At 25.7% G+C, this 24,365-nt stretch carries 30 protein-coding genes; all 30 read left to right on the top strand.

The window, feature by feature from the left end; genetic code table 11:
* Positions 1–10: 10 nt before the first annotated feature.
* Complete coding sequence (locus K5V21_RS17270; RefSeq protein ID WP_245000770.1) at positions 11–835, top strand: class C sortase; 825 nt, start codon at positions 11–13, stop codon at positions 833–835.
* 198 nt (positions 836–1,033) lie between these two features.
* Positions 1,034–1,210, top strand: coding sequence for a hypothetical protein (locus tag K5V21_RS17265; protein ID WP_221862319.1), 177 nt, complete (start codon positions 1,034–1,036; stop codon positions 1,208–1,210).
* A 60-nt stretch (positions 1,211–1,270) separates the two neighbouring features.
* Positions 1,271–1,477, top strand: coding sequence for a helix-turn-helix domain-containing protein (locus K5V21_RS17260; protein WP_221862318.1), 207 nt, complete (start codon positions 1,271–1,273; stop codon positions 1,475–1,477).
* A 413-nt stretch (positions 1,478–1,890) separates the two neighbouring features.
* The gene (locus K5V21_RS19590; protein WP_280637822.1) at positions 1,891–2,019 is read left to right on the top strand and encodes a hypothetical protein; all 129 of its coding nucleotides are present in this window, start codon (positions 1,891–1,893) and stop codon (positions 2,017–2,019) included.
* The gene (locus tag K5V21_RS17255; RefSeq protein ID WP_221862317.1) at positions 2,003–2,548 is read left to right on the top strand and encodes a hypothetical protein; all 546 of its coding nucleotides are present in this window, start codon (positions 2,003–2,005) and stop codon (positions 2,546–2,548) included. The genes K5V21_RS19590 and K5V21_RS17255 overlap by 17 nt, the downstream gene beginning before the upstream one ends.
* 80 nt (positions 2,549–2,628) lie before the next feature.
* On the top strand, positions 2,629–3,192 hold the full coding sequence (locus tag K5V21_RS17250) for a hypothetical protein (RefSeq protein ID WP_221862316.1): 564 nt from the start codon (positions 2,629–2,631) through the stop codon (positions 3,190–3,192).
* Between the two features lie 910 nt (positions 3,193–4,102).
* Positions 4,103–4,306 carry a hypothetical protein gene (locus K5V21_RS17245; RefSeq protein ID WP_221862315.1) on the top strand — a complete coding sequence of 68 codons (204 nt, stop codon included), beginning with the start codon at positions 4,103–4,105 and terminating at the stop codon, positions 4,304–4,306.
* A gap of 63 nt (positions 4,307–4,369) precedes the next feature.
* Positions 4,370–4,558 carry a helix-turn-helix domain-containing protein gene (locus K5V21_RS17240; protein ID WP_221862314.1) on the top strand — a complete coding sequence of 63 codons (189 nt, stop codon included), beginning with the start codon at positions 4,370–4,372 and terminating at the stop codon, positions 4,556–4,558.
* 197 nt (positions 4,559–4,755) lie between these two features.
* Complete coding sequence (locus K5V21_RS17235; RefSeq protein ID WP_221862313.1) at positions 4,756–5,115, top strand: hypothetical protein; 360 nt, start codon at positions 4,756–4,758, stop codon at positions 5,113–5,115.
* A complete protein-coding gene (locus tag K5V21_RS17230) occupies positions 5,112–5,468 on the top strand; it encodes a hypothetical protein (protein ID WP_221862312.1) in 357 nt (118 codons plus the stop codon). The genes K5V21_RS17235 and K5V21_RS17230 overlap by 4 nt, the downstream gene beginning before the upstream one ends.
* A gap of 167 nt (positions 5,469–5,635) precedes the next feature.
* Positions 5,636–5,812, top strand: a complete 177-nt coding sequence (locus tag K5V21_RS17225; RefSeq protein WP_221862311.1) for a hypothetical protein — start codon at positions 5,636–5,638, stop codon at positions 5,810–5,812.
* A 30-nt stretch (positions 5,813–5,842) separates the two neighbouring features.
* Positions 5,843–6,067, top strand: a complete 225-nt coding sequence (locus tag K5V21_RS17220; RefSeq protein ID WP_221862310.1) for a hypothetical protein — start codon at positions 5,843–5,845, stop codon at positions 6,065–6,067.
* Between the two features lie 41 nt (positions 6,068–6,108).
* Entirely contained in the window at positions 6,109–8,736 is a 2,628-nt protein-coding gene (locus tag K5V21_RS17215) for a VirD4-like conjugal transfer protein, CD1115 family (RefSeq protein ID WP_245000769.1), read from the top strand.
* Between the two features lie 2 nt (positions 8,737–8,738).
* Positions 8,739–11,006, top strand: coding sequence for a pLS20_p028 family conjugation system transmembrane protein (locus K5V21_RS17210; protein WP_221862309.1), 2,268 nt, complete (start codon positions 8,739–8,741; stop codon positions 11,004–11,006).
* Entirely contained in the window at positions 11,006–11,293 is a 288-nt protein-coding gene (locus tag K5V21_RS17205) for a DUF5592 family protein (RefSeq protein ID WP_204595721.1), read from the top strand. The genes K5V21_RS17210 and K5V21_RS17205 overlap by 1 nt, the downstream gene beginning before the upstream one ends.
* Positions 11,294–11,335: 42 nt before the next feature.
* On the top strand, positions 11,336–11,941 hold the full coding sequence (locus K5V21_RS17200) for a hypothetical protein (RefSeq protein ID WP_221862308.1): 606 nt from the start codon (positions 11,336–11,338) through the stop codon (positions 11,939–11,941).
* 19 nt (positions 11,942–11,960) lie between these two features.
* Complete coding sequence (locus tag K5V21_RS17195) at positions 11,961–13,859, top strand: VirB4 family type IV secretion system protein (protein ID WP_221862307.1); 1,899 nt, start codon at positions 11,961–11,963, stop codon at positions 13,857–13,859.
* Positions 13,860–13,863: 4 nt separating this feature from the next.
* Positions 13,864–14,496 carry a hypothetical protein gene (locus K5V21_RS17190; protein ID WP_221862306.1) on the top strand — a complete coding sequence of 211 codons (633 nt, stop codon included), beginning with the start codon at positions 13,864–13,866 and terminating at the stop codon, positions 14,494–14,496.
* A 13-nt stretch (positions 14,497–14,509) separates the two neighbouring features.
* Complete coding sequence (locus K5V21_RS17185; RefSeq protein ID WP_221862305.1) at positions 14,510–15,700, top strand: C40 family peptidase; 1,191 nt, start codon at positions 14,510–14,512, stop codon at positions 15,698–15,700.
* A gap of 54 nt (positions 15,701–15,754) precedes the next feature.
* Positions 15,755–15,922 carry a P-loop NTPase family protein gene (locus tag K5V21_RS17180; RefSeq protein WP_221862304.1) on the top strand — a complete coding sequence of 56 codons (168 nt, stop codon included), beginning with the start codon at positions 15,755–15,757 and terminating at the stop codon, positions 15,920–15,922.
* A 50-nt stretch (positions 15,923–15,972) separates the two neighbouring features.
* Positions 15,973–16,833, top strand: a complete 861-nt coding sequence (locus K5V21_RS17175) for a hypothetical protein (RefSeq protein WP_221862303.1) — start codon at positions 15,973–15,975, stop codon at positions 16,831–16,833.
* A 276-nt stretch (positions 16,834–17,109) separates the two neighbouring features.
* Positions 17,110–17,751, top strand: coding sequence for a hypothetical protein (locus K5V21_RS17170; RefSeq protein WP_221862302.1), 642 nt, complete (start codon positions 17,110–17,112; stop codon positions 17,749–17,751).
* On the top strand, positions 17,744–18,163 hold the full coding sequence (locus tag K5V21_RS17165) for a hypothetical protein (RefSeq protein WP_221862301.1): 420 nt from the start codon (positions 17,744–17,746) through the stop codon (positions 18,161–18,163). Before K5V21_RS17170 ends, K5V21_RS17165 begins: the two co-directional genes overlap by 8 nt.
* On the top strand, positions 18,156–19,523 hold the full coding sequence (mobP2, locus tag K5V21_RS17160) for a MobP2 family relaxase (RefSeq protein ID WP_221862300.1): 1,368 nt from the start codon (positions 18,156–18,158) through the stop codon (positions 19,521–19,523). The genes K5V21_RS17165 and mobP2 overlap by 8 nt, the downstream gene beginning before the upstream one ends.
* Positions 19,524–19,624: 101 nt before the next feature.
* A complete protein-coding gene (locus tag K5V21_RS17155) occupies positions 19,625–19,726 on the top strand; it encodes a putative holin-like toxin (RefSeq protein ID WP_204595712.1) in 102 nt (33 codons plus the stop codon).
* Positions 19,727–20,030: 304 nt separating this feature from the next.
* Complete coding sequence (locus K5V21_RS17150; RefSeq protein ID WP_221862299.1) at positions 20,031–20,132, top strand: putative holin-like toxin; 102 nt, start codon at positions 20,031–20,033, stop codon at positions 20,130–20,132.
* Between the two features lie 185 nt (positions 20,133–20,317).
* On the top strand, positions 20,318–20,524 hold the full coding sequence (locus K5V21_RS17145; RefSeq protein WP_221862298.1) for a hypothetical protein: 207 nt from the start codon (positions 20,318–20,320) through the stop codon (positions 20,522–20,524).
* Positions 20,525–20,694: 170 nt separating this feature from the next.
* The gene (locus K5V21_RS17140) at positions 20,695–22,875 is read left to right on the top strand and encodes an ImmA/IrrE family metallo-endopeptidase (RefSeq protein WP_221862297.1); all 2,181 of its coding nucleotides are present in this window, start codon (positions 20,695–20,697) and stop codon (positions 22,873–22,875) included.
* Between the two features lie 587 nt (positions 22,876–23,462).
* Positions 23,463–23,948, top strand: coding sequence for a tyrosine-type recombinase/integrase (locus K5V21_RS17135; protein ID WP_245000768.1), 486 nt, complete (start codon positions 23,463–23,465; stop codon positions 23,946–23,948).
* A gap of 209 nt (positions 23,949–24,157) precedes the next feature.
* Positions 24,158–24,365: IS200/IS605 family transposase (gene tnpA, locus K5V21_RS17130; RefSeq protein ID WP_221862296.1), on the top strand; the 208-nt coding region annotated here is incomplete at its 3' end.

The following is a 24,365-nucleotide window of genomic DNA, read 5'->3' as shown; positions in this document are numbered from 1 at the left end:
GGGATTAATTATGACTGGAAAAAAGCTATTAGTTAAGGGTTTATTTATTGTTGGCTTGTTAATTTGTTCTTATCCTATAGTAAGTAACTTAATAGAAGGATATTGTCAGAAGAATATAATTGAAACTTATAGTGAAAGTGTTTGTAGTAAAGAAACAAATGATTTAGAAAATGAATATAAAAAAGGAGTGGAGTACAATGGAGCATTGTACTCCGTTCAAACTCCTAATATTAATAAAACTGATAATATAAATAGTATTCTAAATGAGGATAGCTATAACAATATATTAAATATGGGTAATGGAGTAATGGGAAGTATAGAAATACCTAAAATAAATGTAAAGCTCCCGATATATCATGGTACTTCTGATGAAGTATTATCGGTTGGTGTTGGTCATGTATTCGGAAGTAGCTTACCGATAGGCGGAGCGAATACGAGAAGTGTTTTAACTGGTCATAGGGGATTACCTAGTGCTAAGTTATTTACTCGTTTAGATGAGTTAGATAAAGGAGATTTATTTTTTATAAGGGTTTTAGATAAAACTCTAGCTTATAAAGTTTCTGATATAAAGGTAATTCTTCCAGAAGATATAAATTCCATAAGAACTGAAAAAGGACGAGATTTAGTATCTTTAATAACGTGTACTCCCTATGGAATAAATACTCATAGGCTAGTTGTTACTGGGGAAAGAGTTTCTTTTGTACAATCTGAATATGAAGATATTAAACCAAGCTCGTTATCCTTTAGAGAAATGTTATTTTTCAGTATACCTTTAATTTTTATATTTTTAGTTGGAACTTTAAAGATAAAAACAATGGAGTTTAAGAAAAAATAAAAGTTTAATTAATAATGAAATTGAAGGGAGAGGTTTAGGTCTCCCTTATTAAAAATGAATCTAAAATTTTATCGATTCATTCCATTTGGTATTAGTACCATATAAGAATAGTTGTTGGATTGTCAAAAGTATTGTTAATTATAACCATCGTAAGAGAAAAAAACTCTTTTTCTAATAAATTAATTGAGGTGTTTTTATATGATAGAGTTGAAAAAAGAATTAAATAATAAAGCTATTGAAAATAGAGAAGAAAGAGTTTCTATGGGGCAATTTATTGAAATAGGATTTTCAAGAGCTGGATTAGGAATAGATTATAAAGGTGATAAAATTGACGAGAGTGATAGTATATTAAATGATGTTAAAGGTGAGAAGTAATTCATATATGTATTGAAGTATGTTATATTTATATAAAATTATATAAATATAAGGTGATATATGTTATCAGAAAATATAATAAGATTAAGAAAAGAACAAAGCATTAGTTTGAGAAAACTTTCAAATTTAGTTGGAGTTGGTTCATCAGTAATATTCAATATTGAAAAAAATAATACTAAAAATCCAAGGATAGATACTGTATGTAAAATAGCTGAGGTATTAAATGTTTCATTAGATGAATTAGTATATGGAAAAAGAACTGAGTAAAGGGTTAGTTACTCAGTTCTTTTTAAATAAATTTTAAATATTAGTAAATTAAGAAATTATTTTAGTAATCAGTATAACAAAAAATTGCTAATATGAAAAGTAAAGCTTATTAAATAAGTTTTATTTTTTTATATTAAATTATAAAGGGAACCACATTGGATAAGTGGATTACAAACAAAAAAGCTAGGTACATATTAAGTACCTAGCTCTAGTAGTTTTTAGTGAATTATATAGAAAATAAAATCATGTTAATTATATCATAATTTTTAAAAATTAGTAATTTTTATATAACAAAAATAGCATAAAGAAAAAAGAACTATGAAGTAAAACCCCATAGTTCTTTTTCATTTGATTTCTATAATTAATTAATAATGTTAAAGCTATTATAAATTATTTTTTGGGTGGTGTAAATAGTGATTATTTTTGGAATTATTTTGATTTATATTGTTACATTCTCATTATTGAAGGTAGCAAGTATTTCAGATGAAAAAGCAAAAAATTTAGTTAGAAAAAAGGTGATAGAGTATGAACTTAAAGTGTAGAAATGAAGTTAAGGGGCAATATTTATTTATGAAAATTGAAAGGCAGAGAAAAATTGTAGATTACAGAGAATATGAGGAGTTTATTAATAAAAAGTATATTATTGATAAGGTATCAGATTTAGAAAAGGATTATCACATAATAAGTGGAGCTATTATATGTCAGAGTGGCTATACAAAAAGAATGGTGATAGAAAAAATAAGATTTAATATTAATAAATCATTTGGAATGATTAAGGGAGGTAAGTGTATTTTAAGTGATATTATAGATATTCATATAGGGGAAGATGAGTACAATAGTAAAATACCATTTTCAGCGTTAATAAAAACAGAGCTATCACCAAAATGTGAGAATGATTTATGTAAAACATTTTTTGTTAGAGATAGAAGGAATAGTGTGAAAAATAATATATTAAATAGATGTTGTATATTTGCTGTAAAAGAAGAAAAAAAGATAAGCAAAGTATTAAAAGATGTATGGAAAGAATACATACCTAAAAATCTAATATTTATTTCTCGAGGAGTTTGGTAAATAAAAAATATGGAAAAAGGAGGAAAAAAGCAATTAATATAGAAATGTAATAATATGGAAGTTGGAAAGGGGAATATCAAATGCATAAATTTGAGAAAAGGTTAGAAAAAATAGATAGACAAATAGAAATGTTATTACAACAAAAGAAAAAAATAGAAGAAGTCAAAAAAGAAAAGGAAAAAATTAAGGTAGTTAATTTATCAGAAACTAAAAAGAAACATTTAATAAGACTAGGAAAAGTTTTAGATGAAGCAGGAATAAAAACTGTAAAACAAGCTAGAGAGCTTCTAAGTTATAGTGAAAATCTAGCAAGTACACTTAATAGTGATGATAAAATGAATGAGATAACAATAGAAGAAAGTAAAAGTGATAAAAAAGATGATGTATTAGAAAAGATTGAAGAAGTAATAGAAAATCAAATAAAAGAAAAAAAGAGTAATAAAAATGTTAATAGAGCAGGAGTAGAAAAATGGCAAGATAAAATAGATGATGTAAAAGTATTTAAGGCTAAAGATGAGAAAAAAGTAAATAGTGAGGATAAGACAATTCCTAGACAAACTAGAAAGGATAAGTCTAAGGAAGTCAAAAAAAAAATCAATAATGCAAAAAGTAAAGAAAAAACTAGGAATAGGTTATTTGGGTAGTGGGGTAACTACAACATAGATAGAAAGAGGTTTAGACCTATTTTTTAGTGTGAAAAATATATAGTAGATTGAAAATATGAGAAATAGTAAGAGAGAAAAAATATCATTAAAGATACTAAATGTTGCTATTGTAATATAAATATCATTAGTTTAGTATCTTTAATGTTGAAAAAATAATTTGGATTATTATAGTATTATATTTAGTAAGAAAAGTTATTAAAAATGAGTAAAAAGAATATATAAAAAGAGACTGATATAGTCGCTTTTTTAGGTGCTTATAAATATTTTATTTAAGTATATTATATCAAATTAATTATAAAAGTGTCTTATAGATACACTTTTATAGAAGTTTAGATTTATGATTTAATTGATATGTTGTACAAAATATGTCAATTTATTTATAAGTCCAGACTCAAAAATAATTATGAAAATAAATATACCTATTTTATAATAAAAAATATCTTTGTAAGAATAAATCTTTTTTACAAATAATAAAAATAATTCATAAGAAAATAGTGATATACTAAAAGCAAATGCAGCTAGTTTAAATAAAATAAATGTAGCAGGTTCTGGATTATATATAATTAGATTGAAATCTATTTGAGATGCATCATATAGATTTTTTATATTTTCAGGAGTATATAATGGGAAATAATAAAAATATAATAATGAGCATACTATAAAGATAGAAAATATAAGAGATATTAGCATTTTTCTAGTATTAAATTTTAAATAAGTATGCAATCCTAAAAGTAATAAATATAAGCATGAAATAACTATAATAAAAATATTGATGTATGATTTGTATTTAAAATAAAAAATTGTTGTAGCGACAATAGTTAGAAAAGTTATAAGGAATACTAAAGATATATCATAATTAGAAGATTTTTTCATAGAAGGGCTAACATCTATGTTGGTAATATTATTGATGTTTACTGAATTATTATTTGTGGTATTAAAACTATTTTTGATTGTTTTATTATTAGTGTTTACATTTGCGGCAATATTGGAAGGTGTTTGTGAAGTTATTATTTTAAAAATAATAAAGCATAGAAAAAATAATGTACCTCCTAGTAGTGATATTAAAGTTAAATTCATAAAAATCACTCCTTAAAAATAAATTTGATGTAAAAATACATCAGAATTATAACATATTATGGAAGGTAAGTGAATATATATGAAAAAAATAAAAAAATTAAGGGAAAAAAGAAGAATTTCGTCTAGAGAGCTTGCAAGAAGAAGCAATTTAGATATTGCAATAATAAGCAATATTGAAAATGGTAAGACGAAGAATCCAGGAATATATACTGTGAAAAAAATTACAGATGTATTAGGTGTTAAGTTAGATGAATTAGTTACTGAATAATTTGAAGTGATAAAGAAAAATACATTTTAAGGAAAAATATATTCAAAGTAACTTAAAAGTAATAAGCTAACGATGTATGAGTTTATAAATAAAATTAATATAAGATAAAATGGTATTTAAAATATTGAAAGGAAAAAGGTGTCCCAGGAGGACACCTTTTTATAATGAAAAAATAATAGAAAGAAGGTTATAAAACTATGGAATTTTCAAAAATAGATTGGAGTACGTTAAATTATTGGGGAATAGTTATTAATGTATTTATGTTTTTATTTTCGATGTGGGTAGTATATATAGCAATAGCATTTAGGGTAAAAAGAATAACTTGTATTAAGGCGATAAAATATCTAATTAGTTGTATGTATATATCAATTATTACACCATTGGTGTTAATTGGGTTAGCTATTATTCAGAATAATGTAGATACAGGAAATATATTATGTATTATGCTAATACTTGGATATATAAAGTATTTCTATAATGAAATTGTAGAATGTATTAGCAAAGTAGTATCAATATCAAAAGAAGAAATTAAGAAAAAGAGAGGTAATAAAAATTGATTTATTTTGGAACAATGGATTGGAGTATCTTTAATTATAAAAGTATTGTTATATCGTTTTTTATGATATTTATGGTTGTGGAAATATTTTTATTTTCAACTAAATTATTTTGGAATAATCATAAAAAGATAGAAATAAATATTTTTACTGCTATTAATGTATTAATTAGTATGGTAAGTAGTTCATTATTAGTACCATTTTTATTAGTTGGAATGATTGAGATTAGCAATAATACTGGAGTTAATGTTGAAAAGATAATTTGGATTATTCTAGGACTATGTTTGATAAAAAAATTTCATATTAAAATTTATCTATTAATAAAAAGATTAATACCTAAAAAGCGACTAGAGTAGTCGCTTTTTAGGTGCTTATAAATATTATATGTAAGTGTAATATATAAGCATTAGTCATTAGAGTATTATATCAGAAAAATAAAAAATTAGTAATTGAAAATTTAAGGACTTAATCGTAAAGATTGAGTTCTTTTTTATATAAAAAATACTTGAAAGGGGGTGAGAATATGGCTCCAAAGAAAGGAAAAGAAGAAAATCAAAAACAAAAACTTGCTAAACAAATATTAGAAAACAAAGGAATTAATTTTGATGAGTGGCAAGAAAAACAGTATCAAAAAGTAATAGATGAAAATGTGGAATTATTAATAAATTCACTTGTAACATCAAAAGAATTAGGAGAATAAAAAAATACAATTTTAGGAGGAATTTTTTATATGGAAAGTTTAATAGGAATTGGAAAGGCACTTTTATTAGCGGCACAATTGGGGGGAGGAATAGGATTTGTATATTGTTTAGTTAAAGCAGGATATAAGTGTTTTGGAGAAAAACAACATTTTAGTGAAGCTAAAGGAGATTTACTTAGAGGTGTATTTGGTCTTGTTTTAGTTTTAGGAGCATTTAAATTAAGTGACTGGATACAAACAATGGTTAAATTTTAATAAAGGGAGCTTTAATGCTCCTTTTTTAGTTAGGTGATTTAATGGATATAAAAAATGAAATTAAAAGAGATTTTAAAAATTTGGAAAAGAAATTTAGAAAATATAGTGAAAAGTACAAAGGAAAAATTGAAGAATTAAATGATAATGATAAAAGTATAAGGCAATTAAAAATAGCTAAATTATTAGCAGATGATATTACATTAAAGTGGCTTGGAATAGGCATAGTTGCTATTACAACAATAATAGTTACTTTAATAAGTAATTTTTTGAGTTTGGGGTTATCAAGTGTTCTAAAAAATGAAAAACATTTCTTTTTAGAATATTTAATTCCGAGATTTATTAAATACGCTTGGTTATATCTAATATCTTATATAGTTGTTGGGATTTTATATATGAAAATTAGATTTACAATTAAAGCTAGTTTTGGAGAGTTAGAAAAAGGTCAAAAAGGAGATATGAGATTAGCAACCTTAGAAGAAATAAAAGAGCAATATCCGAGTATTCCTGAAAAGGATAAGTCCTTTAAAGGAAAGGGTGGTATTCCAGTATCAAGAAAAGGAGATTTAATATATATAGATTCTAGTGATATTCACGCTATATTAATCGGTACATCACGAAGTGGTAAGGGTGAAGGTATTATCCTAGTTTATATAGATATACTTTCAAGAGCAGAAGAAAAAGCAAGTATTATCATAAATGATGTTAAAGGAGAGCTTTGTGGGTTAAGTAAAGAACTTTTAGAAGAAAGAGGATATGATGTAAGAGTTATTAATTTAATGGAAATGGATAATTCAGATGGATATAATCCACTTGAAATAATTAAGGAAGCTTATAAGGAAGGAGATTTTGGAGAAGCTCAATTAAGATGTAGAACATTTGTACATTCAATTTATTATAATGCTAAATCTACTGATCCGATTTGGGATAATGCGAGTATGGACGTTGCTAGTGCCTTAATATTAGCATTATGTGAGAAGTGTATAAAAACTGATGAAGAAAAGAAAAGTTTTTCAGATGAAGAATTAAAACATTGGGAAAATGAAGAAAAAAAGGTTAATTTATATTCTTTAGCTTGTATGTTATCAGAGCTTGGAAGTGATGAAACTGTAGTAGGAACTGCTTTAGATTTGTATTTTGATAGTTTACCAAAAAAATCAATAGCAAAGTTGCAATATAATACAGTTAAATTTACTAGTGGAAGAACAAGAGCTAGTGTGATGTTTACCGCAGTTCAAAAACTTCAAGTTTATACTTACGAAAAGGTTGCAAAATTTACTGCTGAAAATGATATAGATTTAGAGGAAATAGGATTTTATAAAAGAGCAACTAAAAAAGTAAAGATAAAAATTTTAGATGAAGAATACAAAGGTGATAATGAAGAGTATTTTAAATCAATTTTAAGTAAAAAATCAGATATAAATAATTTTGAAAAGACTGAAAACAAAGTTGAATTACACAATGTTAAAGATGAAATTATTATTTATAAAAATCAAATATTAACTGATGAAATGTTACTTGAGAATGTATTAGCAAGTGATTTGAAAAATAATAATATCAGTGAAAAGGTTGAGGTTAATTCAATGAGAGTTTATTGGGGAGATTTTGGAACTTATGAGGTGGTTTATGAGGTTTCAGATGATAAGAATAGTAAGCCTACAGCAGTATTTTTAACTATTCCAGACAGTGATAAATCAAATCATATTTTAGGAACTGTTTTTATAAGTCAACTTTATAGAGTTTTATCTAAAAAGTTAGAACAAAAAGAGAATGGTAGATGTGATAGAGATGTTAAGTTCTTATTAGATGAATTAGGTTCGATGGTTCCAATTGAAGATTTCCCTAGTAAATTATCTGTTTGTTTAGGTAAGGGAATATCTTTCTTTATGGTTATACAATCATATCAGCAATTAAAGGATTCTTATGGAGAAAGTTATCAAGCTATTTTAGATGTTTGTGGTATTACGATATATCTAAAAACTACAAATAGTAAGACGGCAAATGAGGTATCAGAGCAAATTGGTGATAAGACAATGATTATAAATTCACGTAATGGAAAAGTTTTAGAACTCAATAAGCAAATAACTGAAAGCTTAGATAAGGAAAGAGTAATAAAATACGATGATTTAATGGCTTTAGAAATTGGAGAAAATATTGTAATTAGACAAATGCACCGTAAAGACTTAAATGGAAATCCAATTAAAGCATATCCAATATATAATACTGAAAAAACTAAAATGAAATTTAGATATGAATATTTGCAAGATACTTTCAAGGGGAAACCTTCAATGCGATATGTACTTGTAAAAAACACTCATAAGGATTTAGATTTAGAGAATGTAAAAGCAGATTTTACAGATGAAATAGCAGATTTAATGGCAGTAAAGATGGACGAGCTTTTAGAAAAGAGAGTATTAGAAGAAATGAGATACAATATAGCAAGACAAAAAGTAGAAAAAATGCAAAAAGAAAAAAATGAGTTAAAAGAAGAAATCACAGATGATATACGTAGCGAAATATATAAAAAGTATAACACTATGTTTAAGGAAGAAGAGTTAAACGAGTTAATATCTAAATCGACGTTAAAAGAAATTAAAGATTATTTAGAAGATATAAATAGTCTTGAAGAATATGAAAATATTAAAAAAATAGTTAAGAAGGGAAGTGATTAAATTTGCTTGGAGATAATGCTGTTAAAAGTATACTTAATGCATACGATAATTTTTTTACTAAGTCAGATTTCTTTATAAACTGTCTTAGATGGTTAGGGTGGCTTATAATTAGAGGACTTACTTATTTAGTTGAAGGATTAGAAAATATAGTTAATTCTGTTACATCGGTAACAGAATTTTTTAATTCAGCAGGAGTTAAAGAGATTATTGACAAGTTTAAACCAGTGTTAGGACTTCTTTTAGTATTTTCCATAATTTTTATTGGGTATCAGATTATGCTTAATAAAAAGTATGATAGAAGTAGAATACCTATGAATGTAATATTGGCTTTATGTGTAGTTGTTGTTTTACCGATAGCTATGACTAAACTTAATAAGATAACAAAACTCGGAATGGACGAAGTAAGGGGAAATATAAGTATGTCAAAACAGATTGTTTCAAACAATGTAACTGACTTATATTTACTTGATAAAAGTGGTTTTCCCATTGAAGATAATAAGCCTAAAGATATGAAGGTTAAAAATAACTTAGGAAACGATGTATTAAAAATAACGCCAAATGAAGAAATTGATAGGGGAAAGGTTAAAAATACAAAAGTATTTGAAAATGAAATATTTAGAGATATGAATGGAGAGGAGGAACTTAGTAGAATAAATGGATTATTTAAGTGGGACGATGAGTATTACAGATTTAATATAAATTTCTTTACTATAATTTGTACCCTTTTAATAACTGCGGGGGTATTAATTTTTACAGCAGTAAAGATAGTTAAGCTTTCAATAGAGCTTGCATTTAATAAGATAATGACTACATTTATTGCAGTTGGTGATTTAAGTGGTGGACAAAAGCTTAGACAATCTATAAATATGATAATTTCAATATTTGTAGCCATATTTTCAACTACATTAATGTTAAAGATATATATATTAGCAACTACTTACTTTACAGATAGATTAAGTCCAATAGGAAGTATTATAGCAATGTTAGCTTCTGCAATATTTGTTATAGATGGTCCGAATTATATAGAAAAGGTATTTGGTATAGATGCAGGATTAAGTAGTGTTTGGAGATCAGTAACAGGAATTAATAGTGCTTTAGACATTATGAATAAAATGGGTACAGTAGCAGGTGGAGCAGTAGATAAAATGAAAGATTTAGGAGCTGGTGTACTTGGTGGACTAGCTTTTGGTAAAGGAATGGCAGAAGGCGTTAGAGATTCCTTAGAAGATGAAATGGATAAAGAAAATTCAAGTAAAGAAAATGATGATAATAAGAATGAAACATTAGATAATCAAATGAAAAAAGAAGGAGATAACAATAGTGATGATATTGAGAGTAATGAAGGGGATACAACTTTAGATGATGACATTGATAGCAATGAAGGTGATACAAGTCTAGAGAATGATATTGATAATTCTAATAATGAAGAAGATTTAATCGATGATAATACAACTTTAGATGAAGATATGGAGAATGAAAAATCTGAATATGGAAATGAAAATTTAAATAAAAATGGTGATGAGGATATAGAAAATAATCAACCAACATTAGAAGATGATATAAACGGACAAAATACAAATGAAAATATTGAAGATAATAATATTGATGGTAATAAAGAGCTTAGTGATAATGAAAATAATATTGATGAAAGTAGTAATCAATCATTAGAAGATGATATAAATTCAAGTTCTGATAGCTCCTTTAATGAAAGCAATAATCAATCATTAGAAGATGATATGAGTTCAAATATTAATAGTTCATTTGAAGATGATTCTTGGGGAGCATTTGATGATATAAGTGGAGATTCAGATTATGGTGTTGATGATATTTTAAATAACGACCTTGTAAATGGTGCAGATGGTATCGGTGAAAATATAGGTAATGATATATCTAATGAGATACCGAATACAGATGAATTAGGAACTAAAAATATTGAAGATAATCTATCAGAAAATATACAAGATGAAACTGTAGATAGCAGTATTCTTAATGGTAATAATAAAGGAAGTATAAATAATGATACTACCAAAGAAAGTATAGATAGTAATAATGAAATAAAATCTAATGGTAGTAATAATCCGAATATAGGATATGAAAATCCTATTGAAGATAGAAATATATTTGAAATAGCTAAAGATAACTTAAAAGGAAGAACTAAAGGTGGCTTAAATGATTTTGGTATGAAACTAGATAGAAACTATACAATAGGAAAAAATACAGGACGAGATATAAGTAAGTTTATAAATAAAAAGGATAGGGGAGATAAGTAATGAAATTTATAATACCGAGAGAGTTTTCAACAGAAATCTCGATAAATAGAAAGTTATTTGTTTTAGACTTTATAATTTTACTAATAGCAGGGTTAATAACTTTTTCTTTAGATTTTTTAGTAGTTCCAGCATTACAACCTTTTTATTATGGATTTTCTGCTATAGTGTGGCTTTTTTTAGTATTAAAATCAAGCACCAATAAAGGAAAGAGAAATTATGAAGCCGTTTATTTAGCTATAATGAGAAATCCATGTACTTATCATAGAATAGATGAAAATGAAAAGTAGCTCACTAATTAGTGAGTTACTTTTTTATATTAGGAGGAATTTATGTTAAAAAAATTAAAAGATAAAAAAGAAGCTAAAAAGAAAATAAAAGAAGAAAAAAAGTTAAGGAAATTAGAACTAAAAAAGGAAAAAGAAGAACTTAAAAAAGTTTTTCATAAAACAAAGGAGATATTACCTTTATTAGCTATTACTGAAAATGAAAATTTTGAATGTAAGGAGGAATTCTTAGATATATTTCAAATAGAAAGTATGGATATAAATTCAATGAATGAGTATGATATTAGGCTTTATATACTGTCATTAACTAATATGTTAAAAATGTATTTAGATGATATGAAGATTATATCTATGAACTTTCCTGCTAACACACAAAAACAACAAGATTATATAAATAAAAAAATTAAAAATTGTAATAATGCGGTTCATTTAAAATTTTTAAATCAAAGAAAAAAACAATTAGAAGCAATAGAAAGAATAAGGAGTAATAGAGAGTATTATATTATGATTTATGGTGATACAGAGGATAACTTAGAAAAAAATAAAACAACATTTTTTAATTCTTGTGCTTCAATAAAAATAAATGAAATTAGTACAGAAAAGAAAATAAAAATATTGAAAAAGTTAAATAATATGAATTCAAAAATATAGGAAAGTTAGAGGTGATTAGATGAAGGGGAATTTAGTAGACCATAAAATAAATCCTTTTTTTGTTACAGAAATTCAACCTTGTGGGGGAATAAAAGCCGAAGAAAATAAACTTATAAAAGGTGATGGATATGAAACTTGTATAAACGTATATAGAACACCTACAGAGGTAGATGAATTTTGGCTAAAGAAAATAATGAACTTAAAAAATGCAATAGTAGTTCTTGATATTGCAACAGAAAACAAGAAAAAAGCTAAAGATAAAATTAAAACTGCTATGAAGGAACAAGCTTCAAGGTTTAGAAGTTCTAATGATTATGAAGAACAAGCCTTAGCAAAAAAAGAATTTCAAAATATGAAAATGCTACAAGATTTAGTATTAGAAAGTGGAGAAATTATAAAATTATTTAAAGTAAGAATATATTTAGCAGATAAAGAAAAGAGTAAATTAGAAGAAAGAATAAAATCCACAATAGAAGAATTAGAAGGTAGGAATTATGCAGGAGCTATAAATTTAAATGAGTTAGAAATGGATTATCAAGGTCTATTTAGTAGTTATAAAATTCAACAGAATTTTTTAAATAAAAGAAAATGGCAAGGAGCACCGAGCCTAAGTTTAGGTGCTAGCTTACCATTCCATTATACTTACTTAGACGATCCCTATGGTCTTTTTATAGGAACATCATCAACTGGTGGAAGTATTATCTTTGATTTATTTCACAAAGATGATAATAGGTTATCATACAATGGGGTTCTTATAGGAAAACAAGGCTCTGGAAAATCATCAGCATTAAAGAAAATATTATTAAACAATAATATTTTAGGTAATTCTATAAGAATACTTGATGTAACTGGTGAGTTTGAAGAGCTTGTAAAAGAACTAGGAGGAAAGGAAATAGCCTTAGATGGAACTGGTATGATAATAAATCCACTACAAATTTATCCAACAGTAATGGACGAAAAAACAAATGAAGTTTTAGAAGATAAGTGTTACTCATGTCATATTTCTAAACTTTCAATGATTTATAGGGTGCTTTCTCCATCTGCAAGCGATGATGAAATTAGAGAATATGGATTACTTTTAAATAAATTTTATAGAGCGTTTGGAATAGATAGAAAAAAAGCTACTAGATATAAAGTAAAAGAATATCCTATCTTTTCAGACCTTTTAAAGTTTGTAAAAGGAGAACTTTATAAAGATGTAGAAAAAGAAGTTGTAAGGAATAATTTATTAAAAACTAGAGAAGAAAGACTTGATAAAATTATTTTAACAATAGAAGATTTAGTATTAAATTATGGTGATTTGTTTGATGGTTATTCAAGCATAGAAGATGTTACAAAAGAAGATTTAATATCCTATAATTTTAAAAATATATCGCAGTATGATGATAAAATATTTTTATGTCAAATATTCTCTGTTTTAACTTCAATTTGGGGACAATCTTTAGTACAAGGAAGAAGGGAAAAAGAGCAATTTGATAATGGGGATAAAAGTATAGAAGGTGTTAAAAAGTTTTTAATTATATTAGATGAAGCTCATATATGTATAAATGCAAGACAAATAGAAACTGTAAGATATATAAATAGAATTCAAAGAGAAAATAGAAAATATTTCGGTGGTCTTTTAATAGCAAATCATAGTATTAATGATTATGTTCCAGAGAGTATAAGTAGTGAAGCTTTATCGGAACTAAAAAAGGTTTTCTCAATGTCACAATATAAATTTTTAATGAAACAAGGTATTGAGGAAGAAGCAAATCTTAAAAAAATATTTGGAGCTTCAATAAGTGATAAGCAAATATCAGAAGTATCAAAATTTAAAAAAGGTGATGCAATTATGTTTATAGATGGTATGCCTAATATAAGAATGAAATTTGAGCTTACAAAAGAAGAAATTAAGTTATTCAAAGGGGGAGCTTAAATATATGAAAAGGAAATTATTAATAGGTTGTATTGGAATATTAGCAATTGGTATTGTAGCAGCAGTAGGAATACATCAAAAAAATGAAAAAGAAGCAACAGAAAAGTATTTAAAAGAAGAAGCTAGTAAATTAGATGTAACAGAAAAACAAAAAGAAATTATGAAAAGTTTGAATATAGATAGTAGCAAAGTATCAGATAAGTATGATGAAAGTAAAGAAAATTATTTTAATTTTACTAGGGAAGAAGTAGTTAAAACAAGATATATGGGAATAAAGTTTTTAGAATATGTTAGACCTTATGCATATGATAAGGGTATAGACAATGAAACTTCAAATAATATAAAAAAATTAACTACAAATGGTTTAGGTGATGAATTGGCAGAACAACTGAAACATTTAAGACCAGCTCCATGTATTGGATTTAGGAAGATGGAAATTGAAGAACTTCAACCAGTACAATATAAAAAAATGGAAGATGGAACAGTGGTTTGGTATTATGATATTTGGGAAAAAGCTATAAATAATAATGATTTAATCGGAAAAAGACAACATTCAGAAATAACTTTATTATTTGTAAAAGATAAAGATACTTGGAAAATTGGAGAGTATTCAGTTCATAAATATGAGAGTAAATAGGTTGTGATAATATATGAGTAACAACAAAAATTTAATAAAGAAATTAATGAAAAGAAAGTTAAATAGGAAGATAAGAAGAACTATTTTAGCAACTCTTTTCAGTTCATTTGGATTAGCAATGACCATGATAGGTATCATGGTTGTTGCTTTTTTTGGTGCATTAAGTTATGAAATGCCTAATGAAAATTCTAATGGAGCATTAGTTGGTGTACCTTCTGAATATGTAGAATTTTTCAATGAAGGGTCTAAAATATTTAATATACCAAACTGGGTTTTTGCCGCCGTAGCTAAGCAAGAAAGTAATTTTAATCCTAATTGTGTATCATTAGATGGGGCTTATGGGATAATGCAATTTCAAAAGCAAGACATAGGAGCAGGTGGTGATTTATGGGCAGGAGCTATGAGAGAAGGGTTAGAAAAGGTATATAAAGAGAATGGATATAGTTTTAATAGCTATGAGGATATGTGGGATATTTTCTTAAAAGATACTAAGGCACAAGTTATCGGAGGGGGATTTGAGCTTAGAAGATATGCTAATTATGTTTTATATAAAAACAATATAGTACCTAAATTAAACTATAATAGTAATGAAAATATGAGCCTTATAGAGTGGAATGCAAACGAAAATGATAATAACTTTAGAGATATATTAAGGCGTATATTTGCTTGTTATAATGGTGGTCCAAGCTATGGAATGAATGTTAATTTAGATACTGCACAACATAATTACCCTAATAAGGTTTTTCAATATGCAATGGAATTTAGGAACAATGGATTTGGTGAAGGTGATATTGTAATTGGAAGTAAAGATGTAGAAACAGTAATAAAAGCAGGTGAGAAATGGGTTGGTAAATCACCTTATGTTTGGGGTGGTGGACGAACCGAAGCTGATGTAATAGCAGGTAGATTTGATTGCAGTAGCTTTATTCATTATTGTTTTGCAAGTGCTGGAGTTCAACTTGGAGATAGAGCAACTTGTGTTACTTTTAGTTTAGTTAATATGGGTAAAAAGATAAATCCAATGGATATGAAACGTGGTGATGTTATCTTTTTTGATACTTATACAATTGACGGACACGTAGGTATTTGGCTTGGAAATAATAAATTTATGCATGATAGCTCAAGTCAAGGGGTAACAATAACTGAATTTAATAGTTATTGGAGAAGTAAATTCAATGGAAAAGTTAGGAGATATATTGAGTAGATTTTTTTATTAAAAAATTATATTATTAAATAAAATAAAGGGAGGTTTTTTGGTATGAATGAGATTATTAAAGAAAAAATATATGAGTTTTTAGACAAACATGGAGAGGTAGAGATACCATCAAAAGTAGTAAAAAATTTAGCTGACATTTTTGTATTATCAGAAGATGAAGCATTAAAATTGTATAAAGAATGGAGAAATAAATTTATAAATAAAGCCTAATAATAGGCTTTATTTTTTTGTTATTTTTATTAAAGGAGGGAAAATATTTTATGTTAGAAAATAAAAAAATAAAGAATATATTTAAGAAAATTAGAGATAAAAAAGATAAATTTGAAGCAAAAATGAAGTATAAAAAGTCCTATAAGTATTATATTTTTGCTTGTATTTTTTTCTTAGGTTATGGGGTTTTCTTTTCTAGTGGATATATTTTTGATACCAATAGGGAAAGAAAATCAACTGAAATAGGCATAGAAAACAAGATGACAAATTCAATAGTTAAGATAAAAAGTGAACAATATAATCCTAATAATAGATTACTTCAAGTAAATTTAGATATAGAAAAAACAAATATTTTATTTGGAAATGATATAGAAGTTACAGCTATAGAAAGAGCTGATTTAAATAAAAACTTAGAAGTAAAAACAATCCGATTAGACGAAAGTCAATATATTTTATTGATACAAGCTCCTAAGAAATGGACTAACATTGCTATAGAAATTAAAGAGAAAAATATAGTTGATTCATCATCTACAAAGGTATTTATAGATGAAAAATTATGTACTAAAAATAATGAATTAAAAGAAGGAACATTAACAGATTATTTAGTAGAAAGTGTTGATTTAGAGATAAAAAATATAAATTTAGAGATAGAAAATTATAATAAAGAAATAGAAAAAGATAATAAAATAATCGCACAAACAGAAAAAGAAATTAAAAAATTAGAAGAAAATATTAAGTATGAAATTAAAGAAGAAGCAGACAGAACAAAACAAAAAATAGAAAGTTTAAATTCTGAAATTGAAAATCTAAAAGGTAGTATAGAGGAAATAAATAAGCAAATAGAAACCTCAAATGAAAAAATAAATAAACTAAATTTAAAGAAAGAGGATTACAAAAAGGAAGAGCATTAAGTATTTTTTTGCAAAAAATACGTTAAAAAAGTCTATATAAAACCTATATAGAAACTTATATAAAAGCTATACAAAAACGTTTACATGAGGGGGCGGGGAAAAGCTAGGCACTGCCTAGCCTCCAAATACTTTTGGGGACATTTTCCCTTTATGCTCTTTCTTGATTTCTACATATGGAAATATGTTTAATTGAAATCAAGAAATGGGTGAAACGGTAGTGAGGGCAAAGCCCTTTTTTAAGAGTAAAAATTAAATATTTATGAGGTGAATTTTTAAATGAAAAATAAAGAAATAAAAATAAAAGGTGTTGAAGATGATATTTTAGAAAGAATAGATTTACTTTATAAAGATAAAGGTTATAGGAGTAGAAATGAGTTTTTATTATATAAAATAAATCAAATTGCATTGCAGGAAGAAGAAGAAAGACTTGTTGATAAGGAGCTAAGAAGGAGAGAAGCAATATTAACTTTAGTTGATTCTAACACGAAAATTCTTGCAGAGTTTTTAAAAGTTAATGGATTATGTGTAGATGATTTATACAAAAATCCAAACCTAAAAGAAGATGATTATAAGTATGATTTTTTAGAGGATATAGAAGATTTTAAAGATGATACGAAAGAAATTGTAGGAAAAGAAGAAATAAAAATAAGGAATGTTAGAAGCGTAGTTTTAAAAAGAATAGATTATTTATGTGAGAAATCAAGATTTAAAAATAGAAATGAATTCTTATTAAATCTATTAGAAGGATTTGTTATAAGAAATGAAATAAGAGATATTAAAATGGACGAAGAATATAAAACGTATAAATTTGAAAAACTTTTAGATTTAAATATTGAAACGATACGTATATTTATGGAGAATTGTTTAGTAGATGTGAGTGAATTTTATGAGTCAATGGAGGAGTGTTATTATGAGTAAAAAAAGTTATGGATTTTGGATTGGGGAAAAAGAATTAAGTTATATTAAGGAATATAAAGAAGTAAATCATCTTCACTCTCAAAGTATAGCATTAGAAAAGATACTAGAGGAGCATGAACAATTTTTTAGGGAAACAAGAAGAAAAGAAATAGATGAACTTTCAGATAAACTTTGTAAAAAAGTTGTAGAGCAATTAAAGGGAGTAAAGCTTGGAATAAATAATGCAGATAGAAATACACAGATACTTATAGAAATGTTAAATGGAAGATATATAAAAGATAGGGTAGGTAATATAGTAACAACAACTGGACTTACAACAGAAACTGCAAGGAAAAGTGAAGCGTTAGAAATTGCAGAAGGTGAAGTTAAAAAAAGAATTCATAGAGCAAAGGTAATTAAATCAAATGATTAAAATAAGTCCAATTATAGTGCATAGGGTTAGATGGGTAGCACCTAAAGGAGCAAAGTTTAATAACTATATTAAGTATATGGATAGGGACGAAGCAACTAGAAATTTTAAATTTGATGAGTTTAGTTTGTACAATGATTACATGGGGAATCCGAAAAAGTCGGGTTCTCTTTTTACTAATGAAAAAGATTTAATGAGTAAAAAAGAAGTGTTAGAATTAAAAAATAAATTTGAATTAGCACAAAAAAATAAGAGTATGATGTGGCAAGATGTATTTAGTTTTAATAATGATTGGTTAATAGAGCATGGATATTTAAATCCGAAAACGAATGTTTTAGATGAAAAGAAAATAAGGAGTGCTATAAGAAAAAGTATGTCTGAATTAGTTAAAGAAAAAGGAAATAATGATTTAATTTGGTCAGCAAGTATACATTATAATACAAAGCATATTCATATTCATGTAGCTAGTGTTGAGTTAAATCCACAAAAAGAAAATTTAAAACTACCAGTAGAGGAAAGAGGAAAAATAAAATTAAGTACACTAAAAACTATGAAAAGTAAATTTATAAATGAAATGAGAAATAGAGATGAATTTTACAAAGAGTTAGATGTATTAGCAAGAGATAATATGATTGGTTCTAAAAAAGAATACTCATTTATGAAAGATAAAGTACTTAGAGAAAAGATGTTAGGTATGCTAAAGTATATGCCAAAGGATAAAAGACAATGGAATTATGAGCGTATAAAAGAAGCTAAACCATACATTAATTCACTTACTAAATATTATTTAGATAATTTCTGTAAAGAGGATTTAAAAAGGTTTAATGAGCTTTTAGAAATGGATAGAACAGAGCAGATAAAAATATATGGAGTTCCAAAAGATACTAGAAAATTAAAAGAAACTCATTATAAAGAAAAAGATTTATATAAAAGAATGGGTAATACAATTCTAAAGGAGCTTAAAGATTTTGTAAAAGAAGAAGAATATAAAAATAAAAGATTAGAGTATTTAAAGAATAAAAAGAAGTTTAAACAAGGAAGATATAAAACTTCAAATTATAGAGAAAAAGAAATTTCAAAAGATAATGTTATTAAAGAAAACATTAAAGAGGATAATATAAAATTTAAAAAAGAAAATGAGAGTAATAATAAGATGAAGGTTGAGAATATAAAAAATTCTATTAATGATGATAAGTTAAATAAAGAACTCAAATCAAGAGATAGGTATAGCAATGTAAGTTTAACTGGATCAATTAATAATCTTAAAAGAAGTATGAGAAATGAACTGCAACATTATTTAAATATGAGGGATTTTGAAAGAATGGAATTACAGAAGGATTATGATAATGGATTAAGTTTATAATAATAGAAAATTAAAGGATATTATGATAAAATTAAATAGCATAAATTAAGTTGAATATGGGCTACTGGTATCACACCCTTTTACGAAAGGGGGTGGTACATATGAGTAATGATAATTTAACGTTATTATTTACTGGTGGAATGTTTCTACTAGCATTACTAACATTTATAATCTTACTTATAGAAAAAATAACAAAAAAATAGTAGCCCAAACCTGCAAGTGAAAGCTACTATTACACTAGATATTAGTGGTATCAGTTGCCTAAGCAACTTTGATTTATGAATTGAGTAGGGTGTTAGTAGCACCCTACTTTTTTTATTTATATCCTATTTATATTCTTATTATACCAATAAAAAAATAAAAGTGAAAGAGAAAGGTGAGATTGAAATGTTTGATAATTTAGCAATGGTTCAAAATTAAAGGATATTATGATAAAATTAAATAGCATAAATTAAGTTGAATATGGGCTACTGGTATCACACCCTTTTACGAAAGGGGGTGGTACATATGAGTAATGATAATCTAACGTTATTATTTACTGGTGGAATATTTCTGCTAGCATTACTAACTTTTGTATTAGAACTCATAAAAATGCAAAATAAAAAGTAGCCCCGACTCGCAATTGGAAAGCTACTTTTTAAATAATTTAAATTTAGTGATACCAGTTGCCTAAGCAACTTTGATTTATGCATTGAGTAGGGTGTTGTAGCACCCTACTTTTTTTATTTATATCCTATTTATATTTCTATTATACCAATAAAAAAATAAAAGTTAAAGAGAAAGGTGAGATTAAAATGTTTGATAATTTAGCAATGGTTCAAAAAGTTATAAGTGAAAGTGAGTTAGAGGTATACACTTTAGATACTAAAGAAACTAAAGTTGTAACTGCTTCAAAATTATATGTAGAAGATATAAAAGATTTGTTAGAAGAAGATGAAACTATAATAGTATATTATGATAAAAATACTATTATAGTAAATGAGGATATGAAAGAAATATAAGGTTAAGAAGCTAGATTTATCAAGGCTTGTAGCCTTAGCATGATATTAAAATATAAAGAATTTTGAATGAATTTATCCTGGTAATTTATCCAGGATAAATTATAATTAAAAAATCAATTTCACCAGGGTTTTAATCCTGGTATTTTTTTATTTATAAGGAGGGATTTTTTATGAAAAATTATAGAAAGAAAACAGAAGAAGAAAGAAAAAAAGAAGTAGATATACTAATAGAAAATGCTGAAAAGAAAATTGAGAAGTATTTTGATAATCCAGAGCAGATAAAAGAGCTTAGTGAATTTATGAGTAAGTTTTATAATTATTCACTTAGAAATTCAACACTAATAGATAAGCAATTTAAAGGAGCTATTGCAGTAGGTTCTTATGCATTTTGGAAGTCAAAAGGGTTTCAAGTAAATAAAGGTGAGAAAGGTATAAAGATTTTAGTTCCTACAAAGCTAGGAGATAGATTTATAAATGGGAATGGAGAAACTATTTTAATAAGTAAAGCAAGTGAGCGAGAAAAGGACTTAATTAAGAAAGGAGAGTTAGAATTAAAAGAAGGGAAAATTGTATTTAATCAAGGCTATGTTTTCGATATATCGCAAACAAATGCAAAGAGCAGTGATTTGCCTAAGATATTTCCAAATAGATGGCTAGACGGAGAAGTAAAGGACTATAAAACAATGTATAAAGGATTAGAAAGAATAGCTGAAAAGAATGGTATTAGAATAATAGCTCCTAAAAGGGAGTTAGGAGTAGTAAAAGGGGTTAGCTATACATCAACTAAAGAAGTTGCATTAAACCCTAGAAACACCGAAATTCACAACGCAAAAACATTAATACATGAACTAGCTCATGCTAAGATACATGACTTAGAGAATAATGATAAATACAGTAAAAATGAGAAGGAATTTCAAGCTGAATTGACCGCATATACAGTGTCAAAATATTTCGGAATAGATACATCAGAATACTCATTTAGATATATAAAATCATGGACTAAAGATACTGAATTAAAAGATAAGATAAACTTAGTTGAAGAAGTTAGAGAAACTTCAAAAGAGTTTGTAGAAACTATAGAATATGAATTAATTAAAGAAAAAGAAAAAATAATTGAAAATCAGAAAGAGTTATTAGTTAAGGAAAAAGAAGCTAATAACTCTTTTTTTGATACAAAAAAAGTAGATTACTATAATAAAGATAAATTAAAAGAAATACCAATAAAAGAAGTATGTGAAAGATTAGGATTAGAATTAAAGAGAGGAAGTAGTAAAAGACTTTGGACTAAAATAAGAAATGAAAAATCAAGTTCTTGTTGCATTAATTTAGATAAAAATTACTGGTATGATTACGGAATAGGTAAAGGTGGCGATACCATAAAATTAATTGAGGAAGTTAGAGGAGTTAATTCAAAAAGTGCAATGAAAGAGTTGGCTGAAATGTTTGGTATAGAGGGGGAAGAAATAAAAAATAATTTTTATATATCAAAAGATGATTATAAATTAATAGGAATAGAACCAGATAGAGCAACATTAAACTTAGATATAAATTTAGAAAAACAAAGTCTTGAGGAATTAGAGCAAATAGATGAAGTATACGGAAAAAGTATGAATGAACTTGCAAATACAAATAAAGAAAAGTTTATAGATATAATAAAAGAAAAATCATTACCTATTTTGATAGGAGATAAAAATAAATTAGAAGTATTAAAAGAAAGGTTAGTAGATGAAATTAAAGTAAGTGGTGAAAATTCTAAAGATAGTATAATATACTATGGAATGCTTGAAACATTAAGCACTAAGGTAAATAAGCGAGTAGATATAGTGAAAAAAATAGGATTAAATAAAGAACTAAGAGAAAATTATATAGATAAGGTTAGTGAAAATAGTATTTATGAATATAAAGAAAAATCAACAGAAACAGATATAGGACAAGTTAAGATATTAAAAAGTGAAAATGCTTATTTTAGAGAAAATGAAATAATGAGCTTTAAGGAAGCTAATAAAATATTTCAAGAAGAAGAAAAGAAGATAGCAGATATAAAAAAGGACTATGAAAAGAAAGGTAAATATTATCCTTATGAGAAGGTTAGAGGGGAAATAAAAATATCAGAAAAAAGAAATTTAGAATTTAGATATGATATAGGTTGTGGTGATTTTTATAATTTAGCAGACCTTTTAGAAAGAGAATTATCAAATACAAATAATCAATATGAGGTAAAAGAATTTCTGATAGAGCAGGAAGTCAGAGTAAATAATAAAGAAGAAAAAGAAATAGACTTCTTGAATGATAATTTCAACTATCAGAAAAATAAAATTAAGGATAAAGAGAAGGATTTTGAATGGATATAAACAATAAAATTGTTGACCATTAAAAAATAATAACAGTAAAAAAGGAAAGTGTATGATGAATACTACACTTTCATTTTTTTATTTTCTAAATATATGTATTTAAGTAAGATATAGTAATTATAATAATAAAATTCAAAGGAGAATTCTACGAATTCAAAAAACAATCATCCCAACCGATTAAGGAGAGAAATTTCTCTTGTATTTAACTAATTTAACTCTAAATAAAGAATTTTTCAAATGTATGGGAGTTTCATTAAATCACTTAAAATCAATGCAGAGTAGGAAAAAGAACCATTTAACCCTAAGAGTTCTAAAATATTCCTAAAAATAAATGTTTTATTAATTAATTATAAAATTATTAATATTTTAATGAATTTTTCAAGAGTATAAAATTTGTATATGATACGTTACATTAGAAATATCTCAATATTTTTCATTTAGTATAAGATGCTTTTTATAAATATTAAAGAAAAAAGATAATGTACTATAGGGGGATTATATATGAATAACGTAGGACCAATTAGAGATGAAATTAAAATTCAAAAAATGAAGTCATATTTAAAAAAAAAGATATAAGATCATATGCAATGTTCGTAGTAGGAATAAATGTTGCTTTAAGAATAACAGATCTTTTAAATTTACAATGGAAAGATGTAATTAATGAAAATAATAATGATTTTAGGGAGATAGAACTATATGAAGGAAAAACAAAGAAATATAGAAAAATTAGATTAAATAATGCAGCTAAGGAATCTTTGAAAGATTTATCAACGGTTTTAGAAGGATTAGAATTAGAAGATTATATATTTAAAAGTAGAGAAGGAAAAAATAGACCTATTTCGAGACAACAAGCATTTAATATTTTAAAAGATGCAGCAATATCAGTAGGAGTAAGTGAAAATATAGGAACCCATTCACTTAGAAAAACATGGGGATATTTCGCTTGGAAAAAGGGATTTAATCCAGCGTTAATAATGGAAACACTTAATCATAGTAATTTATCTATTACTAAAAGATATTTAGGAATACAACAAGATGATGTTAATGAATTATATAAGAATTTAAATATATAAAAATTAAAAAATACTGTTAAATTTTATAATATTCTAAATGAAAATAAATATTGGGAAAATAAAGAGAAATTAAATTTAAAGTTTAATTTCTCTTTTATTAAATATACATTATTTTAACTAATTATGCGGAGTTCTCCTATCTTCTATACGTGGGAGAATACACTTGACGTTAGCCAATAAGTAGTAAATATTAGAAATGAGTGTTATAAGTGGATTTAGATACTAATAATCATTCAGTATTCAAATTATCATATCATTTAGTATTGATTATAAAATATCGTAGACAAGTGATTGATGAAGATATTTCAAACAGACTAAAAGAAATATTTGAATATATTTCGCCTAAGTACAATGTAATTTTAGAAGAATGGAATCACGATAAAGATAATATTCACTTGTTATTTAGAGGTTCACCAA

It is taken from the genome of Clostridium sardiniense, assembly GCF_019753795.1.
In the GTDB taxonomy this organism is placed as follows: Bacteria; Bacillota; Clostridia; order Clostridiales; family Clostridiaceae; genus Clostridium; species Clostridium sardiniense.
The sequence above is the reverse complement of the archived record's forward strand: the minus strand, read 5'-3'. Positions and strand labels throughout refer to the sequence as shown.

Excerpts from the sequence above, each read along its gene's own strand:
- K5V21_RS17270 (WP_245000770.1), top strand. The coding sequence starts at position 11 with ATGACTGGAAAAAAGCTATTAGTTAAGGGTTTATTTATTGTTGGCTTG.
- K5V21_RS17265 (WP_221862319.1), top strand. The coding sequence starts at position 1,034 with ATGATAGAGTTGAAAAAAGAATTAAATAATAAAGCTATTGAAAATAGA.
- K5V21_RS17260 (WP_221862318.1), top strand. The coding sequence starts at position 1,271 with ATGTTATCAGAAAATATAATAAGATTAAGAAAAGAACAAAGCATTAGT.
- K5V21_RS17255 (WP_221862317.1), top strand. The coding sequence starts at position 2,003 with ATGAACTTAAAGTGTAGAAATGAAGTTAAGGGGCAATATTTATTTATG.
- K5V21_RS17250 (WP_221862316.1), top strand. The coding sequence starts at position 2,629 with ATGCATAAATTTGAGAAAAGGTTAGAAAAAATAGATAGACAAATAGAA.
- K5V21_RS17245 (WP_221862315.1), top strand. The coding sequence starts at position 4,103 with ATGTTGGTAATATTATTGATGTTTACTGAATTATTATTTGTGGTATTA.
- K5V21_RS17240 (WP_221862314.1), top strand. The coding sequence starts at position 4,370 with ATGAAAAAAATAAAAAAATTAAGGGAAAAAAGAAGAATTTCGTCTAGA.
- K5V21_RS17235 (WP_221862313.1), top strand. The coding sequence starts at position 4,756 with ATGGAATTTTCAAAAATAGATTGGAGTACGTTAAATTATTGGGGAATA.
- K5V21_RS17225 (WP_221862311.1), top strand. The coding sequence starts at position 5,636 with ATGGCTCCAAAGAAAGGAAAAGAAGAAAATCAAAAACAAAAACTTGCT.
- K5V21_RS17220 (WP_221862310.1), top strand. The coding sequence starts at position 5,843 with ATGGAAAGTTTAATAGGAATTGGAAAGGCACTTTTATTAGCGGCACAA.
- K5V21_RS17215 (WP_245000769.1), top strand. The coding sequence starts at position 6,109 with ATGGATATAAAAAATGAAATTAAAAGAGATTTTAAAAATTTGGAAAAG.
- K5V21_RS17205 (WP_204595721.1), top strand. The coding sequence starts at position 11,006 with ATGAAATTTATAATACCGAGAGAGTTTTCAACAGAAATCTCGATAAAT.
- K5V21_RS17200 (WP_221862308.1), top strand. The coding sequence starts at position 11,336 with ATGTTAAAAAAATTAAAAGATAAAAAAGAAGCTAAAAAGAAAATAAAA.
- K5V21_RS17195 (WP_221862307.1), top strand. The coding sequence starts at position 11,961 with ATGAAGGGGAATTTAGTAGACCATAAAATAAATCCTTTTTTTGTTACA.
- K5V21_RS17190 (WP_221862306.1), top strand. The coding sequence starts at position 13,864 with ATGAAAAGGAAATTATTAATAGGTTGTATTGGAATATTAGCAATTGGT.
- K5V21_RS17185 (WP_221862305.1), top strand. The coding sequence starts at position 14,510 with ATGAGTAACAACAAAAATTTAATAAAGAAATTAATGAAAAGAAAGTTA.
- K5V21_RS17180 (WP_221862304.1), top strand. The coding sequence starts at position 15,755 with ATGAATGAGATTATTAAAGAAAAAATATATGAGTTTTTAGACAAACAT.
- K5V21_RS17175 (WP_221862303.1), top strand. The coding sequence starts at position 15,973 with ATGTTAGAAAATAAAAAAATAAAGAATATATTTAAGAAAATTAGAGAT.
- K5V21_RS17170 (WP_221862302.1), top strand. The coding sequence starts at position 17,110 with ATGAAAAATAAAGAAATAAAAATAAAAGGTGTTGAAGATGATATTTTA.
- K5V21_RS17165 (WP_221862301.1), top strand. The coding sequence starts at position 17,744 with ATGAGTAAAAAAAGTTATGGATTTTGGATTGGGGAAAAAGAATTAAGT.
- mobP2 (WP_221862300.1), top strand. The coding sequence starts at position 18,156 with ATGATTAAAATAAGTCCAATTATAGTGCATAGGGTTAGATGGGTAGCA.
- K5V21_RS17155 (WP_204595712.1), top strand. The coding sequence starts at position 19,625 with ATGAGTAATGATAATTTAACGTTATTATTTACTGGTGGAATGTTTCTA.
- K5V21_RS17150 (WP_221862299.1), top strand. The coding sequence starts at position 20,031 with ATGAGTAATGATAATCTAACGTTATTATTTACTGGTGGAATATTTCTG.
- K5V21_RS17145 (WP_221862298.1), top strand. The coding sequence starts at position 20,318 with ATGTTTGATAATTTAGCAATGGTTCAAAAAGTTATAAGTGAAAGTGAG.
- K5V21_RS17140 (WP_221862297.1), top strand. The coding sequence starts at position 20,695 with ATGAAAAATTATAGAAAGAAAACAGAAGAAGAAAGAAAAAAAGAAGTA.
- K5V21_RS17135 (WP_245000768.1), top strand. The coding sequence starts at position 23,463 with ATGTTCGTAGTAGGAATAAATGTTGCTTTAAGAATAACAGATCTTTTA.